Here is a 15,847-nt window from a genome sequence, read left to right on the forward strand (position 1 = left end):
CCTCATTACCTCTATAAATGCGTCTAGACAGCAAACTTTCAATCTTTTTAAGATAAAAAAATTGCTATATCTAAGATTGCTATCGTATTTGGCGTGAACTAATGCCATTGGCTACTTTCTAAAAGAACAACTTTTAGCTAACATCGTTACCATGCCCTAAGGGGCGATCCGACAAAAGTAGGTTACTCATGGCACAATCCGTTTTTACCTTGTTCAAAGATGGTCAGCAATACATGCAAACTTGGCCACTAAAGAAAGAACTGTACCCAATGTTCCCAGAGTGCAGAGTGATTGCTGCGACAAAGTTAGCCATCAAAACCATGCCACCATTAGCGGTATTGACGGTTGCTATGGCCTATTCAGTGACAGGTTTAGAAACACTGCCGAACGCTGTGGCGATGGCTATTTTCTTTCTGTCTATTCCTGTTCAAGGATTATTATGGCTTGGGCACCGCGCTAATCAATGGCTACCCCCGTCTACCTTGATTTGGTACCGTGACATTCATCATAAGATGCAACAACAGGGATGTAGTGTGGCACAAGTTAAATCCCGTCCGAAATATAAAGAATTAGCTGATTTACTTAAAACCGCGTTTGATGAATTGGATAAGGCATTTACACAACGTTGGTTCTGACCTTACGCCTTAAAGCGGCTGTAAAATTTCACTGCATTGGCGACAAATATATCGTTGTTGTTGCCTTTGGACTTTATTGTGGCGGCGAATACTCAGTTCGATTTGGCCACATTCGCAAACATACGGAAATGTTTTACCACTTACTTTAGTGACATCCATTTTATGGTAGGTGTGCCCCGTTAATCGAAACAATTGACTCATCAGACTACGCCATTCTTTGCCATGGGGCCTAACGCGACCGAACAGGGTATAAGTCAATAGATGACATACTTCATGAGGTACGACTTCAGACATAAATGTCGCGTAATTATCCACCAATAAAACGGGATTAAATTTAAGCGTATTGTTTTGTAAGCGGGCGCATCCTGCGATCTTTCCACGTTGATCAAAGCTAATAGTTGGTTGTGCAAGATTGATTGCTAACCGATTGTTAGCATGTGTTACGCAGGTATTAACGCGCGCAATAATATTCAATTGCATGTCTTCAAGTGTTGTTGGCGAGGGGGGAGGAAAAGTCATTGTTAGATACTGCTACGTCAATTTAACCGGATCCACCGTGCCTAACGCAATTGCGTTAGGCACGGTGTAAATATTACTAACGTTAAATATCGCAGGTTAGGCAGAAAGCGTAAACACCGCGTGGATCATTTAATTTGACCACATTGTCAAAATCAGCGGTTACTTTGCTTATTAGACTCATGAGTTTGCCGTCACTTTGCGCGAATTGAGTTTTTGCTAACACAGCTGATGCATTTGCGAATAGTTCGTTCCAAAACAACTCACTACTGTTTAACGTTCTTTCGACATAGGTAACATCGTATTCCGTCAGATTCGCGCGCTGTGCGGCTGCAGAGATAGCGTCATCAATATAACCAAGATGATCAACTAAGTTTAATTCTAACGCGGTTTCGCCTATCCAAACACGCCCTTGGGCGATGCTATCAACGTCTGCTTTACTCATATGGCGTTCGTTTGCCACTAAGCTGATAAATTGATCGTAACCATGTTCAATACCACGCTGCAACACTTGACCCATCTTAGGATCAATACCACGTGTAATCCCCATACCAGCGAAGTCTGTGGTACCCACTCCATCTGTATGAACGCCTAAATAGTCTAGAGTGTTCTCAAAGCTGACGAACATACCAAAAATGCCAATTGAACCTGTGATAGTACTGGGGGCTGCCCAAATTTCATCAGCGCTGGCGGATATCCAATATCCTCCGGACGCAGCGTAGGTACTCATTAGAGCAACAACGGGTTTACCGGCCGCTTTAAGATTTTCTACTTCTTGACGAATGATCTCTGATGCAAATGCACTACCACCGGGCGAATCTACATACAACACAACAGATTTAATGCTGTCGTCAAGTCGTGCTTTTCGAAGTAATTCAGCGGTGCTGTCGCCACCCACTGTACCTGGCTTTTGTTCACCATTTAAAATGGTGCCTTTGGCCACAACGATACCGACTTTATCCATATTAGAACTCAGGTGTGGCAAGGGTGGATTTACAATGCGCAGATAATTTTTAAAGGCAATATGTTTGTAGCCACGTTTTGAGTCATCTTCTCCCACAAGCGAAACAAGCTCTTGTAACACTTGCTCGCGGGTCTTTAAGCCATCTACCCAACCGTTATCAACTGCGTACTGAGCAAAATTACCATTAGCGTTTTCAAATTTGACCATAAAGTCTTCGACTTTTTCATCGAAATTGTTGGGCGACATTCCTCTAGCTTTAGCAACACCGTCTTTATACTGTGACCACATCGCATTTAACCACGCTTTATTGGCTTCTTTTGCGGGTTGTGACATATCATCGCGTAGTATAGGTTCTACCGCTGATTTATACGTGCCGACTTTGAATACGTGTGTCGTGGCTTTTATTTTTTCTAAGGCAGATTTGTAATACATACCGAATCGGCCGTAACCTTCAAATAGCATCCAGCCCATAGGATTCATATACACATGGTCAGCATGACTGGCTATGTAATATTGTTCTTGGGTGTAATAGTCGCCAATGGCGTAAACAGGTTTGTTGCTAAGTTTGAAGTCATCTACTGCTTGAGCAATCTGCTCGAGTTTATCTAAGCCTGCGCCATTAAGTTCCTGCAAATCGAGTACTAGGGTTTTGATGCGCTGATCTTGTTTAGCGTTATCTATTGTCAATAATATATCTTGTAACAATACTTCGGGTTTTTCATTTGCTTGACCCATCGCTTGCTGCATAAATTCTTCGAAGGGATCAATTGCATTTTTTTGGATAACAATATCACCCTTTAAATTCAGGACTAGAGCAGAATCTTGCTGCACGCCTATTTGGCCATTATCTCTAAAGAACAAAGAGATAATTCCAATGAATATAATTAAAAAGATAATGTTAAAGAATAGCTTACGGCTAAAATTGAGTACTGACCAAATTCCGCTAAAGAATGATTTGGTCCAACTTTTATCGGTAGACATATTTATATTGGTTCACTTACTTAAAAACGATGCTGCATCCTAACCAAAATATGACTATGTTAGAATCCACAAGTGTAAATTAATGTAACTTATGCTGCATTTTTCCGCGTAAAATCAAACGATAGCTGCATTTTAGTGAAATTCACTATTTCATAGACAGTACACCTCACATAAGCACTATTGTTGGTTAAATTATGCATCGAGGTTAACTAATCTAGGGAATGATTGTGCTAATTCAGCCACTAATTGCGAACTATATGCTGAGGCGGAAGCTGATTAATTGTTCGCGAACAAGATAAAAAAGGAAAAGTATGTCAATTCATCACAAAATTAACTATATCGAAATCCCATCAAAGAATTTAACGACAACGAAAGAATTTTTTGGCCAAGTATTTGGCTGGCAGTTTATCGACTATGGGCCTGAATATGTGGCAATAACCGATTCTGGTATTGACGGTGGATTTTTTTATTCACAACAGGTGGTCTCACAAAACAAGGGAAGTGTCTTAGTGGTTATATACAGTGATAACTTAACCGCTACGCAAGCAAAAATTGAAAGCCACAACGGTAAAATTGTGCAAACTATTTTCGCGTTTCCTGGCGGTCGACGTTTTCACTTCACAGATCCCAACGGCAACGAATATGCAGTATGGAATGATAAGTAGTTATTTTAACTACTTATCATTTGTCTAAGGCTGGAAGCCAGAATCTGGTAATAGATCTTTGCCTGACGCTGCATCGCGTGCAAGCACATCACAACGCTCGTTCATAGGGTGGCCAGAGTGACCTTTGACCCAGTGCCAATCTACCTGGTGCAGCTTAACTTGTTCATCGAGGCGCTTCCAAAGATCAACGTTTTTAACCGGTTTTTTGTCAGATGTACGCCAGCCATTTTTACGCCAGTTTTTAATCCATTGGTTGATGCCGTTTTTTACGTATTGACTATCTGTCGTCAAATCAACTTTGCAGGTTTCAGTTAAGCTAGCAAGTGCTTCTATAGTAGCGAGCAGCTCCATACGGTTATTAGTCGTATGAACAAATCCTTGGCTTAACTCTTTGCTATGTTGACCAAATACTAATACAGCGCCATAGCCACCAGGCCCAGGATTACCTAAACAAGAACCATCAGTATAAATTTCTAAGTGTTTCATTTCATTTATCAATCATTTAAAATTTTTCGCAGTATAATGTAATAGCAACTTAACGCCACCCTGAAACAAATTGAGAGCTCATGAGACAAATAGTACTTGATACAGAAACCACCGGTATCGACCCAAGACAAGGCCACAGGATTATTGAAATAGGGTGTGTGGAATTACTTAATCGCCGTTTGACGGGAAATACCTTCCATGTGTACGTTAATCCTCAGCGTTTAATAGAACAAGAAGCGATAGAGATACATGGGATCACCAACGAATATTTGTTGGATAAACCTGTATTTGCTGATATTTCCGCGGATTTCGTCAAGTTCATCACCGGCGCTCAGTTGGTTATTCATAATGCGCCGTTCGATGTGGGATTCATGGATCACGAGTTTGCGCGGTTAGCGTCCATGCAGGGTAAAAAAACCGCTGATATGTGTACGGTATTAGATACCCTGAGCATGGCCCGACAGATACATCCAGGTCAAAAAAATAATCTTGATGCTCTGTGCAAACGGTATGGGATAGATAACTCACATCGAGAAAAACACGGCGCCTTATTAGATTCTGAAATACTTGCCGATGTCTATTTGATGATGACCGGTGGGCAGACTGATCTTAACTTGTCCGGTAAATCTAATTCTGATGGCGGAGGGCAAGTAGAACGTATTCGCAGACTTGATCCAAATGCGAATCAGTTAAAGGTTTTGCGCGCTACAGCCGATGAATTAGCTGAGCACGAAAAGCGCTTGGACCTCGTCAACAAAGAAGGCGGTTCCTGTTTATGGCGTGAATAAACGCCAACCTATTAACTATTTGAGACGCTATGATAAAACCTCTGTTATTTAGTGCGCTATTATTCTCTGTTATTGCCAGCGCACAAACACCTCCAACAGAACAAGATGCGCAACCGCCTCTTGAATCACTTGGCACCGCGTTTCAAAATAGTATCGAGTTGTTGCAAAATCGTTTTCGAATAGACTACGAAGTTGATGAGATAACCATGGTCTTTTTCCATGATTATGGCAGCGTTCCGGTAGTGTTGGTGCGGCCAGACGGTAGTAAAATCTATCAATCTCAAGCCGATGGTGAAGACGTTTTTTGGTTTGATACTGCTACATACGATATGGTCAGTATTAAAAAGCCCATGCCCGGACCTTGGCAAGCCATAGGCAATATCACACCCAATAGTCGTGTAATGGTTATCAGTGATTTAATGCTACACGCAGAACCCTTACCAAGCGTCATATTTTCTGGCGAAATTATTAAACAGACGGCTTACTTGACCAATGGCGGCGAGCCAATAAATTACGCTGAATTTAGGGATGTCGTCACCTTAAATATGCAATTCTCCAGTACCAACAATCCAGATTTTAATAACTTTGGCGCTGACACTGAAACCATAGCGACTTTTGAAGACAATGGTCAAGGGATGGATGAGACGCCCTTAGATGGAACGTTCACTGGGCAGTTTAACTTGTCTGTTGCTGCTGGCGAATGGATCCCAACCTTCAGGGTGAGTACGCCGATGTTTTCACGAGAGCAAGTTGATGCCCCCGTGATGCTCTATCCTAATCCAATCCATATCTCGGTGGAAAAAACTACAGGCGTTGGGGGATACCATAAATTACTGATTGATGCTGACCGTGAGCACATGGATATATCCTCGCTGTTAATTGACGGTAAAGTTCAATTCCCCAATGGTGATATACAAAATTTTTCGATTACCGATATGTCTGCGGATGTGCGTGAATATTCAATCGTAAATTATGAATTTGGCGTGTATAGAATAAAGATTACTGCTTTTGGCAATACACTCGATGGACGTGAGGTAATACTGGATGTACCTGAATTTAGTTTTTTAACTGAAGAGCCCGTTGTCGTTGCTGCGATTGATGAAAACGCTTTAGCGTTACAGCCAGGCCAAGTATTAAATGAAGATGGCACGGTATCAGCACCTATTATCGAGCCTAATGTTGAACCGGAAATGGCAACGTCGACTTTAGTGTCACTGATTATTGGTATTAATCTATTCTTGCTCATTGTGGGTGGGGCACTGATATGGTTTGTGACCAAAGAGAAACCGGCCACGGTTGATGAAATATTAAATGATAAGCCCACGACTGATAATGATGAAAAAGCTAAGCTAAGTTTTATCGCGCGCCTTAAATTACGTTTTTCACGCAATAAAACCGACGATGATGATGACTCTGCTAAAGAAAGCAAAGATAAAAAAGCCAAAGAGAAATCAGATAAGCCTGCCAGTAAAGGCTAATGTTGTGCGCATTTTGGTCAAATTGCTCAATGGATAGGCAAACAAACATAAATATTGAAATTAACCGATAAAATTCAGAAAAAGCAGTTGACTCAATGTAGGGTTAACCGTATTATCTGCGCCGCGGTTGAGGGGAAGGTCTTAGATTAACTTCTTAACCCGTTGAAAGTATTAAAGAAACTGGAGCGGTAGTTCAGTTGGTTAGAATACCGGCCTGTCACGCCGGGGGTCGCGAGTTCGAGTCTCGTCCGTTCCGCCAATTTCTTTTAGTACTTTCGGTTTTGAAACAGCGGAGCGGTAGTTCAGTTGGTTAGAATACCGGCCTGTCACGCCGGGGGTCGCGAGTTCGAGTCTCGTCCGTTCCGCCAATTTCAAAACAAAAAATTTATATGGGGAGCGGTAGTTCAGTTGGTTAGAATACCGGCCTGTCACGCCGGGGGTCGCGAGTTCGAGTCTCGTCCGTTCCGCCATTAAATTTTTCTTATAGTGATATTCTAATATACTTGTGTCAGTTCTTGGCAAAAATTTGCAACAAAATCCTCTTTATATCTTGTCGTTCCATCATTAAAATTCATGTCATTAATATATGCTTCAGGTAAACTGCTTGCTCTAAATTTTGCCGTGCTGTGATGCATAATCACATCGCGTAATATTGGTGAGTTAACTTGATTTTATTATTGTTTTATATTGCCTTAGCTCTGGGTGTGTCGTTTGTATGTTCCATTGCTGAAGCGGTTATCTTAAGCGTTTCTTCTGCTTATATTTCTGTTCTGGAAAAGCAAAATCATAAAAGTGGTTTTCTATTGCGCAAGCAAGTGCAAAATATTAATAATCCGCTAGCCGCTATTCTTACTTTAAACACCGTTGCCCATACGATGGGCGCCGCTGGAGCAGGAGCCCAAGCCGTTGCTGTATTTGGTGAAGTTTATATGGGCGTTATCTCTGGTATTTTGACATTATTTATTTTGGTCTTCTCAGAAATTATTCCCAAAACATTAGGTGCCACGTTTTGGCGTAAATTAGCTCCGCCGACCGCTTATTTTCTAAAATACCTTATTTTAGTGCTTTATCCTTTTGTGATCTTGGCAAACAAGTTAACGGCTGGCTTTAGTGACGACTCACCTTTAAAAGGGTTAAGTAAAGCCGAGTTGTCTGTATTGACGGATGAATCTTACAAAGAGGGGCAAATTGCTAAGCAGGAAGCCAATATTCTGCAAAACCTGTTGTCATTGGATGTGTTAAAAATAAAAAATGCTATGACGCACCGAACGGTAATATTTTCGGTGCCTCAGGATATGACGGTTGAAGCTTTTTATCATAAGCACGGCACCATTGAGTTTTCGCGTATTCCTATTTACGAGCAATCAGAGCCAGAAAAAATAACCGGTTATGTATTAAAGAAAGATATTCTGCTAGCCATGATCCGCAATAATGAAAAAAACCCATTAAGTGTGTATCGCAAAGATATGGTGACTCTGTTGAGCAGTATGCCTCTTTCTGCAGCATTACATCCTCTGCATACAAAGCGCGCCAATATGTTACTTGTGGTGGACGAGTATGGTGGGTTAGAAGGTATTTTGACTGACGAAGATCTTACCGAAGCCTTGCTTGGGGTAGAGATAGTAGATGAAAATGATAAAAATGTGAGTATGAAAAAACTTGCCCGGTTGATGTGGAAACGCCGAGAACGAGAAGCTCTTAGAAAATCAACGCAAAAAAAGACCTAACGCTACACTAGCAATCCGAATTAAGGGACAAATAGCAATATGCATGAACTGTTGAACTGTGTTCATTTATCCAAGCAATATGACGATGGTAAAAATAGCGTACACATTCTTAGTGACGTTAATTTAACAGTCAATACATCGGAACAAATAGCCATTGTAGGCACGTCAGGTTCAGGTAAGAGCACCTTATTACATTTACTAGGCGCCCTTGATCAGCCAACGTCAGGTTATGTGTTGTTTGAACAGCAAGATATATTTGCCTTTTCCAGTGCCCAACAGGCCAAATTTCGTAATCAATCCTTAGGGTTTGTCTATCAGGCTCACCATTTACTACCGGAATTTAGTGCCCTTGAAAATGTTGCTATGCCGCGCTTAATCGCCAATGAAAAACGTGAACTAGCTTTGCATCACGCAGAAATAATGCTTAAAAAAGTTGGCCTTGAGCATCGACTATCTCACCGCCCCAGTATGTTATCTGGCGGCGAGCGGCAGCGCGTAGCAATCGCTCGGGCATTGGTCAATAAACCGAAACTGGTGTTAGCTGATGAACCCACTGGTAATCTCGATGCAAAAACAGGTGAGGGCATTTATCAGTTACTCAATGAACTACGCGAGCTCAGTCAAACGAGCTTTATTGTGGTGACACATGATATTCAGTTAGCGAGTCGTCTTGACCGCTCTCTTAGTCTGGTTAATGGCCAATTAAGTCCACAACATGATTAATAAAGAGTCGATTAGATGAAGTTAATTTTTCAACTCGCCTGGCGTTTTCGCAGCAGTAAGCAGCAAAATGGCTACATTTCCTTTATTTCAGCGTCATCTACGGTGGGCATCGCATTAGGTTGTTTCGTGCTAATATTGCTGCTATCTGTTATGAATGGCTTCGAAAAAGAGTTAAAAGACCGTTTACTTTCGATTATTCCCCATGGTGAATTATACGCTGTTAGCAGTGCTGGCATTTCAGACTGGCAAAACGAAATAAAATCGTTGCAGGTCGATCCTCGAATCGAATCCATTCAGCCTTACACTAAAGCTACCGGCATGTTGCAAAAAGGCAAAAAGATGAAGGCCATCGAATTGGTCGGTATTGATACAAAATATGCCGAGCATGACGGTATGTTAAGTAGCGTACCAACCGCACAATGGCAAGCGTTTAGCCATGATGAACAAGGCGTTATGTTAGGCGCGGGTGCGATGCGAAAACTTGGTATTGAGCTAGGAGATAAAGTCAAACTACTATTGCCTCAATTAAGTAACGATTTATCTATTCGTGCACCTAAAACACTTTGGTTAAATGTAGTTGCAGTGGTGAATATTGGCGGTGAACTCGATAATCACATTGGCTATATGCACTTGCCGCTTGCTTCACAAACACTAGGCGTGACAAACGGTGTGCAAGGTCTGCGATTTCGCTACCACGACCCATTTCTGGCGCCGATGATCACACGAGAAATAGGTTATGGATTTGCGCAAGAAGTGTATATGTCTGATTGGACGCGTACCCAAGGTCATTTATACCAAGACATACAATTGGTAAGGGTTGTGGTGTATATCACCCTTATATTGGTGATAGGTGTTGCCTGTTTTAATATTGTGTCGACGTTAGTGATGGCGGTAAATGAAAAACAGTCGGAAATTGCGATGTTAAAAACCATGGGCGCTACTGAGCGAACTATCATTCTAATATTTATGCTGCAAGGCCTTATTAATGGCGTTATTGGTACTCTGATTGGCGTTATTTGTGGTGTGTTGATGGCGTTAAACCTAACTACTGTCGCCAGAGGATTTGAGCATTTGACCGGGGTGCAGTTTTTATCTGGTGATATCTACTTTATCGACTTTTTACCCTCAGCACTGAAATGGCATGAGGTATACATTACCGCTTTGATCGCGTTAACACTGACGTTGCTTGCCACAGTGTATCCCGCCCGAAAAGCAGCCAACGTTAATCCAGCCACGGTATTAGGTCATTAATGGTCGCTCTAAGGCTTATAACAGACAGATTAATGCATATAGGCAGCTTGGCAGCTTAAGACATTTATTAAATGGATTCATGCCACGTAGGCACTGATTATTTCAGGATGGGACAGCAGATATAAAAAAGGCAGTGCGCTAGCGCACTGCCTTTTTGTTTTCCATTTTCTTAGCTAGATTAATTTGGCTTAGGCGGAGCATGTAATGTTTCTTCTTCTACGCCTGCATCAGGGTCATTGTAGCGGTCAATATCAAACTCACCTTCGCTTTTCGCTACAATACAAGCCACCATACAGTCTCCTGTCACGTTAACTGCGGTGCGTGTCATATCAAGCAAACGGTCAACTCCGATAATAAGGGCAATACCTTCTACCGGTAAATTAACTTGTTGCAACACCATGGCTAACATTATCAAGCCCACACCGGGTACACCAGCAGTTCCAACTGACGCTAATGTCGCAGTAAGTATGACCATCATGTAATCACCCAGCGACAAGTCAATGCCGTAAACTTGCGCAATAAAAACAGTCGCAACACCCTGCATAATCGCAGTGCCATCCATGTTGATTGTGGCCCCTAACGGGATCGTAAATGAGGCTACCGACGATTTAACACCAAGTTTATTGGTTGCTGTTTCAAGGGTCACTGGTAGCGTTGCACTGCTGCTTGATGTACTAAAGGCAAAAATAGCGGCGTCGCGCATTTTTCGAAGTAAAATGACCGGACTCAAACCACTGAATAACTTCAGAATGATCGGGTATGATACAAACGCGTGGATAACCAATACAAACATCACCAGCAAGAAGTATTTCAGTAGGCCTGCAATGGTATCAAAGCCGATAGTGGCAAAGAGTTTCGCCATCAGTACAAAAACGCCATAAGGGGCTAAGTTCATCAAAATAGTCACGAGTTTCATGACGACTTCGCTTAAATCTTCGAACATCGCGGTTAAACGTTTACCAGCTGCACCTGCCATCGACATTGCCACACCGAAAAGCACCGAAAATACAATGATCTGCAACATATTGCCTTGAGCCATGGCATTGACCGGATTAGACGGCATCATATTGATAATCACTTGACCTAAACTAGGCGCTTCCTTGGCTTGATAAGCCGCATCGGTTGTCATGCTAATTGAATCACCAGGTGAGACCAGTAACGCAAAGCCTACCGCTAAAGAGATAGCTACTGCGGTAGTACCTATGTATAGCAATATTGACTTACCGCCCAAGCGTCCAAGTTTACTTGGGTCAGACAAGCTAGCAGTTCCACAGACCAAAGAAACAAAGACCAGTGGCACAACTAGCATTTTTAGACTCGCGATGAATATTTGCCCAACGACGTTAAATATACCATCGACTAAAAGTCCATACGTAGAAACCTCAAACCCAAATACACTAAACGAAAAATCTCCGCTATCATCAAACAGTTGCTGGAGAAGGCTACCTATTACTATGCCAGCTAGCATGCCGAGAAATATTCTGGCAGTTAAACTAAACTTTTCGGGGGTGGAGGGGAGTGATTGGCTCATGATTTTCCTGAATTTATTATTATTGCCCATAGGTTAGCAAGTTTGCTCAATAAGCTGAACAAATAAAATGTGCGCATATGTGACATCGAGTGTTTGCTAACCGACGGATAAAAAGGACTATTTATATGTTTCGACGCGCAAATTTGTTATTGAGCGGCTTTGTGTTATGTGCATTACTTGCTTGTGGCGGAGGCTCAGAGAATAGTCTTTCTAGAGACGACAATGCTTCGGGGGGCGGAGGTAGTCCAAATGAAACACTCACCTATACCATATCGATGGCACTCAAAAATGCCAATCAACAAACTGCGACTCAATTAAGCGCGTCCACCCCTTTAACATTGACTGCCCGAGTGACAGATAATAATGGGGCACTAGCGACAGATAAGCTCGTGACGTTTACTTTCAATCCTGAAGGTTTAGCGGTGTTCAATAATAATGCCGGTACCGCATCAACTGGTACATCAGGTGAAGCTCAAATTACCCTGCTGGTTGGCGATAATTCAGGAGCAGGTGAGGTTATTGCAACGCTAAGTAACGGTGAAACAGCCAGTACAACGTTTACATCAACTGGCACTACCCAGACGAATGTGCAGCCCCAAGCTCTCGCCTTATTCGCGGGCGCTGTGCAATTGCCCTCAAGTGGCACCGATAGTGTTGAGCTGGTCGCCCTTGTTAAGAACGCGCAAAATGTTTTAATGGAAGGGATTGATGTGGTGTTTTCAGCGGATGCCGATGCTGCATTGATGATTACGCAAGGTACTACTGGCACTGACGGGCAGGCAAGAGCAACGTTAACGACCCAAAATAACCGACAGAACCGCGCTATTCAGGTAACAGCAACAACAGGGACACTGACTCAAACGTTATTGATTTCCGTTGTGGGCACCACGGTCAATATTGATGGCCCCAGCTCAGTGATATTGAATGATCCGGTTGAGTTAACCTTAAGTTTGCTCGATTCAGATGGTAATGGCATTGCTAATCAACAGATTAATTTATCTGCGGCGAATGGGGGGTTGAGTAATACAACACCGACGACTGCAAGCAATGGGCAAGTTACTGTTATTTATACTGGCAACAGCCCTGGTATCGACACAATTAGCGCTAGCGCCTTAAATGACCAAGGTGAATTCAGTGTTACTGTGCAACCGGATAATTTTAGTTTCACTGAAGCGCCTGATGAAGAAATTGCGCTAAATACATCAGCATCATTAGGGCTAACCTGGTTATCGAATAACCAAAGCGTCACTGGCGGACAAGTCACGCTTACGACTTCTCGGGGCACAGTAGCCACAACGACTAAAACTACTGACGGTGACGGGCTGGTAAGCTTTTTAATTTCATCAGATAACGCTGGTTTTGCCACTGTGTCGGCTACCGGTGTCGACAGCAACAGCAATGAAGTGACAGCGAGGGTACAAGTTGAATTTGTGGCAACCATCGCTGACGATATTATTGTTGATGCTACACCAGACTCAATTGGCCCAACAGGAGAAATCAGCACCATAAGCGCAGTCGTGCGTGATGCCCAGGGGAACTTAGTCAAAGGCAAAACCATTAATTTTTTATTGGATGATGTGAGCGGCGGACAGATATCCCCTAATCAGGCCACCACAGATAGAAGTGGCATAGCCAAAACCGTGTACACATCAAATGCCTTAAGCACCTTTGAAGGGGTCAAGGTATACGGCACGGTGGATGACACCCAAAGCGTATCAGCATTTACTTTGCTTACTGTTGACGATAAACCTTTTGATATCGTGTTTGGAACGGGGAATATAATTCAGTCACCTACCGAGTCATCTTATACCAAACAGTTCTCTGCTTTCGTGACTGACCCTGACTCGAATCCAGTTGAAAATGCTGATATTACGTTTTCTGCTCCACCAAAAGCATTCAACGTTGGTGGCACGTACAAAAAGGGGTATTGGCTTTTTGACACCACACTGAACCGTTGGAACAAATACGTCACAGTTGTTTGTGATAACGAGGACATCAATGGCAATGGTATCTTAGATGCGGATGAAGACATTAATGGGGATGAGCAATTAACACCGGGCAATGTCGTGGCTGTCCAGTCTGAAGGTGTAACCGATGAAAATGGCCAAGTGATCTTTACGTTAAGTTACCCTAAGGCTTTTGGCGAATGGACCACAGTGTCAATTACTACCAATGGCGAATCTCAAGGCAGCGAATCCTCTGAGCAACGCGATTATGATTTAGAGGTTGCAGCAAGTGATTTAACCAACCCCGTATCAGGCCCACCTGCTAACCCTTATGGTGAGTCATTCAACTGTAACGATACATTATAACGCTACCTTGTCGCGTTGAATCATCACATTAGAGTATTTGAAAGCGCGCGAAAATATAGCAAGTAACAAAAAGCCCGGTATCAAATATATGATTCCGGCCTTTTTTACCTCTTTTAGAACGCAAATATGTCAGTAAAACGACTCGGGGGATTGACCGAAATACTAACCTTTTTGGAAAGGGTAAACCGACCCTAGTTTTAATAATTGCGTCAGCTCGTCAAGGGCTGTGCGTGACTCATTTAACAACGCCACATCACGTAAATCATCCACTGCTAAGCGATCACGATAATGTTTATCGACCCAGTTATTAAGTCGTTCAAATTGTACATCGTTCATCATGGTACTTTGATTCACAGCAGCCAATTCAGTCTCATTCATGGCTACGCGTAACCTCAGACATGCAGGCCCACCGCCATTTCGCATGCTTTGCTTAACATCATAGTAACGTATATGTTTAATGGGTGTGTTGAGGGTGACAAGTTCATTTAAGTATGCTGAAACTGCTGGGTTTTCTTCACAATCCGTAGGGGCAATTATTGCCATTTCACCGTTGGGTAGGGTAATCACCTGAGTGTTAAACAAGTAACTTTTTATGGCTTCTTGTACGCTGACTTGTTCGCTACTGACTTTAATAAAGTGCAACTCCCCTTGACCGTATTTTTGCTTAATTTCGGCCAACGCTTTGTCAGTATCGAGGAAGGCTTGCTCGTGATAAAAAAGTACATTTTGGTTACCTACAGAAATCACGTCGTTGTGGAAAACACCCTGATCAATCAGGTCTGGATTTTGCTGGATAAAAACGACGTTCTCATCACTCAAACCATGCAAGCGGGCGATGGCTTGACTGGCTTCAAAGGTTTGCCGAGCAGGAAACTTAACAGGCGCCGGTTTGCTGTTATCAAATGCGTAGCGGCCGTAAACAAACAATTCTACCCCTTTCTCGCCGTATTGCTGACACAACCGTGTGTGGTTTGCAGCGCCTTCATCACCAAAATGCTCGTTATCCGGCAGATGATTGTGATGACTAAAATATTTTTCGTTAGCAAAGGTTGCTTTAAGAATATTTCCGGTGACGAGGGGCTCAAGTGAGCGATGATACTTATTAGTCAGATTCGCGGGCGTGAAGTGCACTTTACCATCCGCGGTGTCTGGGCTGGGTGACACAGTTGCCGCATTGGCTGTCCACATGCTAGATGCTGAACAACAGGCTTGAAAGATGGCAGGGGCTTGCTTGGCCGCCTGGTGTAAAACATTTGCATCGGTGCCTGAAAACCCTAAGCGTCTCATTGCATCCACGTCAGGACGCGCCTGAGGGGCTAGCACACCTTGAATCATGCCAAGGTCAGCTAGGGCTTTCATTTTCTTTAAACCCTGCTTAGCGGCCTGTTTAGGGCTGCTTACGGCACTCGCATTATTTAACGAGGCCACATTACCATAAGATAAACCCGCATAATTGTGGGTTGGTCCAACGAGTCCGTCAAAATTTACTTCAAACTGCTTCATCTTATCCTCATCTGCGCATCAATATCCGCTCAAAAACGGCGAAAAATTTATCTTGAAAATGATAAATCCATCTTCATTAAGGTGTGTCTTGCTGATCATTATACTGGTTTTCGGGTTGCTGCCAATCGAGGTGGTTGATATTCGAACAGATTAAGGAGCGTGATCATGATGATTATCGGATAAGTATGAAGAAGAACTTGTTTTCTATTCACTTTGTCGATATATGTTAAAAAGCATTTTAAAGAGGTGAACGCACTTATCTTCATCGGTTCACCTAAAAACTCTAT

General features: G+C 42.8%; 13 protein-coding genes and 3 tRNA genes. 11 read left to right on the forward strand and 5 right to left on the reverse strand.

What is annotated here, in order from left to right; all coding sequences use genetic code 11:
- Nucleotides 1-188: 188 nt before the first annotated feature.
- The gene (yfbV, locus tag GQS54_RS17115) at nucleotides 189-635 is read left to right on the forward strand and encodes a terminus macrodomain insulation protein YfbV (RefSeq protein WP_166425164.1); all 447 of its coding nucleotides are present in this window, start codon (nucleotides 189-191) and stop codon (nucleotides 633-635) included.
- Nucleotides 636-644: 9 nt separating this feature from the next.
- Here the strand turns inward: yfbV and GQS54_RS17120 are convergent, their stop codons facing one another.
- Together GQS54_RS17120 and sppA are read right to left on the reverse strand one after the other, a co-directional pair.
- Nucleotides 645-1,154, reverse strand: coding sequence for a SprT family zinc-dependent metalloprotease (locus GQS54_RS17120; protein WP_240919989.1), 510 nt, complete (start codon nucleotides 1,152-1,154; stop codon nucleotides 645-647).
- Between the two features lie 82 nt (nucleotides 1,155-1,236).
- A complete protein-coding gene (gene sppA / locus GQS54_RS17125; RefSeq protein ID WP_166425165.1) occupies nucleotides 1,237-3,096 on the reverse strand; it encodes a signal peptide peptidase SppA in 1,860 nt (619 codons plus the stop codon).
- A gap of 311 nt (nucleotides 3,097-3,407) precedes the next feature.
- Between sppA and GQS54_RS17130 the strand changes: the two genes are divergently transcribed.
- Nucleotides 3,408-3,761, forward strand: coding sequence for a VOC family protein (locus tag GQS54_RS17130; RefSeq protein WP_166425166.1), 354 nt, complete (start codon nucleotides 3,408-3,410; stop codon nucleotides 3,759-3,761).
- Between the two features lie 24 nt (nucleotides 3,762-3,785).
- On the opposite strand, the gene rnhA is transcribed toward GQS54_RS17130, so the two are convergent.
- On the reverse strand, nucleotides 3,786-4,247 hold the full coding sequence (rnhA, locus tag GQS54_RS17135) for a ribonuclease HI (RefSeq protein ID WP_166425167.1): 462 nt from the start codon (nucleotides 4,245-4,247) through the stop codon (nucleotides 3,786-3,788).
- A gap of 80 nt (nucleotides 4,248-4,327) precedes the next feature.
- Between rnhA and dnaQ the strand changes: the two genes are divergently transcribed.
- The 8 genes from dnaQ (at nucleotide 4,328) to lolE (ending at nucleotide 10,214) form a co-directional block, all read left to right on the forward strand.
- Nucleotides 4,328-5,035: a DNA polymerase III subunit epsilon gene (gene dnaQ / locus GQS54_RS17140; protein WP_166425168.1), complete on the forward strand. Its 708-nt coding sequence runs from the start codon at nucleotides 4,328-4,330 to the stop codon at nucleotides 5,033-5,035.
- A 29-nt stretch (nucleotides 5,036-5,064) separates the two neighbouring features.
- Nucleotides 5,065-6,513 carry a TIGR03503 family protein gene (locus GQS54_RS17145; protein ID WP_166425169.1) on the forward strand — a complete coding sequence of 483 codons (1,449 nt, stop codon included), beginning with the start codon at nucleotides 5,065-5,067 and terminating at the stop codon, nucleotides 6,511-6,513.
- Between the two features lie 182 nt (nucleotides 6,514-6,695).
- Nucleotides 6,696-6,772: transfer RNA gene (locus GQS54_RS17150), tRNA-Asp, on the forward strand.
- A 32-nt stretch (nucleotides 6,773-6,804) separates the two neighbouring features.
- Nucleotides 6,805-6,881, forward strand: a tRNA-Asp gene (locus tag GQS54_RS17155).
- Between the two features lie 25 nt (nucleotides 6,882-6,906).
- Nucleotides 6,907-6,983, forward strand: a tRNA-Asp gene (locus tag GQS54_RS17160).
- Nucleotides 6,984-7,178: 195 nt separating this feature from the next.
- Nucleotides 7,179-8,240, forward strand: a complete 1,062-nt coding sequence (locus tag GQS54_RS17165) for a CNNM domain-containing protein (protein WP_166425170.1) — start codon at nucleotides 7,179-7,181, stop codon at nucleotides 8,238-8,240.
- A gap of 39 nt (nucleotides 8,241-8,279) precedes the next feature.
- A complete protein-coding gene (gene lolD / locus GQS54_RS17170) occupies nucleotides 8,280-8,963 on the forward strand; it encodes a lipoprotein-releasing ABC transporter ATP-binding protein LolD (RefSeq protein ID WP_166425171.1) in 684 nt (227 codons plus the stop codon).
- A gap of 15 nt (nucleotides 8,964-8,978) precedes the next feature.
- Nucleotides 8,979-10,214 (forward strand): lipoprotein-releasing ABC transporter permease subunit LolE, encoded by a 1,236-nt coding sequence (gene lolE, locus GQS54_RS17175; protein WP_166425172.1) that lies wholly within the window; start codon nucleotides 8,979-8,981, stop codon nucleotides 10,212-10,214.
- Nucleotides 10,215-10,392: 178 nt separating this feature from the next.
- On the opposite strand, the gene GQS54_RS17180 is transcribed toward lolE, so the two are convergent.
- The gene (locus GQS54_RS17180; RefSeq protein ID WP_166425173.1) at nucleotides 10,393-11,745 is read right to left on the reverse strand and encodes a dicarboxylate/amino acid:cation symporter; all 1,353 of its coding nucleotides are present in this window, start codon (nucleotides 11,743-11,745) and stop codon (nucleotides 10,393-10,395) included.
- Nucleotides 11,746-11,870: 125 nt separating this feature from the next.
- Between GQS54_RS17180 and GQS54_RS17185 the strand changes: the two genes are divergently transcribed.
- Nucleotides 11,871-14,057 carry an Ig-like domain-containing protein gene (locus tag GQS54_RS17185; protein WP_166425174.1) on the forward strand — a complete coding sequence of 729 codons (2,187 nt, stop codon included), beginning with the start codon at nucleotides 11,871-11,873 and terminating at the stop codon, nucleotides 14,055-14,057.
- A 162-nt stretch (nucleotides 14,058-14,219) separates the two neighbouring features.
- Here GQS54_RS17185 and astB read toward each other — a convergent pair whose 3' ends face one another.
- Nucleotides 14,220-15,560: an N-succinylarginine dihydrolase gene (astB, locus tag GQS54_RS17190; protein ID WP_166425175.1), complete on the reverse strand. Its 1,341-nt coding sequence runs from the start codon at nucleotides 15,558-15,560 to the stop codon at nucleotides 14,220-14,222.
- Nucleotides 15,561-15,847 lie beyond the last annotated feature (287 nt).

It is taken from the genome of Paraglaciecola sp. 20A4, from assembly GCF_011378905.1.
In the GTDB taxonomy this organism is placed as follows: Bacteria; Pseudomonadota; Gammaproteobacteria; order Enterobacterales; family Alteromonadaceae; genus Paraglaciecola.

What these genes read in the sequence shown, in the direction of transcription:
- rnhA (WP_166425167.1), bottom strand. Translation starts at nt 4,247, where the DNA reads ATGAAACACTTAGAAATTTATACTGATGGTTCTTGTTTAGGTAATCCT.
- sppA (WP_166425165.1), bottom strand. Translation starts at nt 3,096, where the DNA reads ATGTCTACCGATAAAAGTTGGACCAAATCATTCTTTAGCGGAATTTGG.
- yfbV (WP_166425164.1), top strand. Translation starts at nt 189, where the DNA reads ATGGCACAATCCGTTTTTACCTTGTTCAAAGATGGTCAGCAATACATG.
- astB (WP_166425175.1), bottom strand. Translation starts at nt 15,560, where the DNA reads ATGAAGCAGTTTGAAGTAAATTTTGACGGACTCGTTGGACCAACCCAC.
- GQS54_RS17180 (WP_166425173.1), bottom strand. Translation starts at nt 11,745, where the DNA reads ATGAGCCAATCACTCCCCTCCACCCCCGAAAAGTTTAGTTTAACTGCC.
- lolD (WP_166425171.1), top strand. Translation starts at nt 8,280, where the DNA reads ATGCATGAACTGTTGAACTGTGTTCATTTATCCAAGCAATATGACGAT.
- GQS54_RS17185 (WP_166425174.1), top strand. Translation starts at nt 11,871, where the DNA reads ATGTTTCGACGCGCAAATTTGTTATTGAGCGGCTTTGTGTTATGTGCA.
- GQS54_RS17145 (WP_166425169.1), top strand. Translation starts at nt 5,065, where the DNA reads ATGATAAAACCTCTGTTATTTAGTGCGCTATTATTCTCTGTTATTGCC.
- GQS54_RS17130 (WP_166425166.1), top strand. Translation starts at nt 3,408, where the DNA reads ATGTCAATTCATCACAAAATTAACTATATCGAAATCCCATCAAAGAAT.
- GQS54_RS17120 (WP_240919989.1), bottom strand. Translation starts at nt 1,154, where the DNA reads ATGACTTTTCCTCCCCCCTCGCCAACAACACTTGAAGACATGCAATTG.
- dnaQ (WP_166425168.1), top strand. Translation starts at nt 4,328, where the DNA reads ATGAGACAAATAGTACTTGATACAGAAACCACCGGTATCGACCCAAGA.
- lolE (WP_166425172.1), top strand. Translation starts at nt 8,979, where the DNA reads ATGAAGTTAATTTTTCAACTCGCCTGGCGTTTTCGCAGCAGTAAGCAG.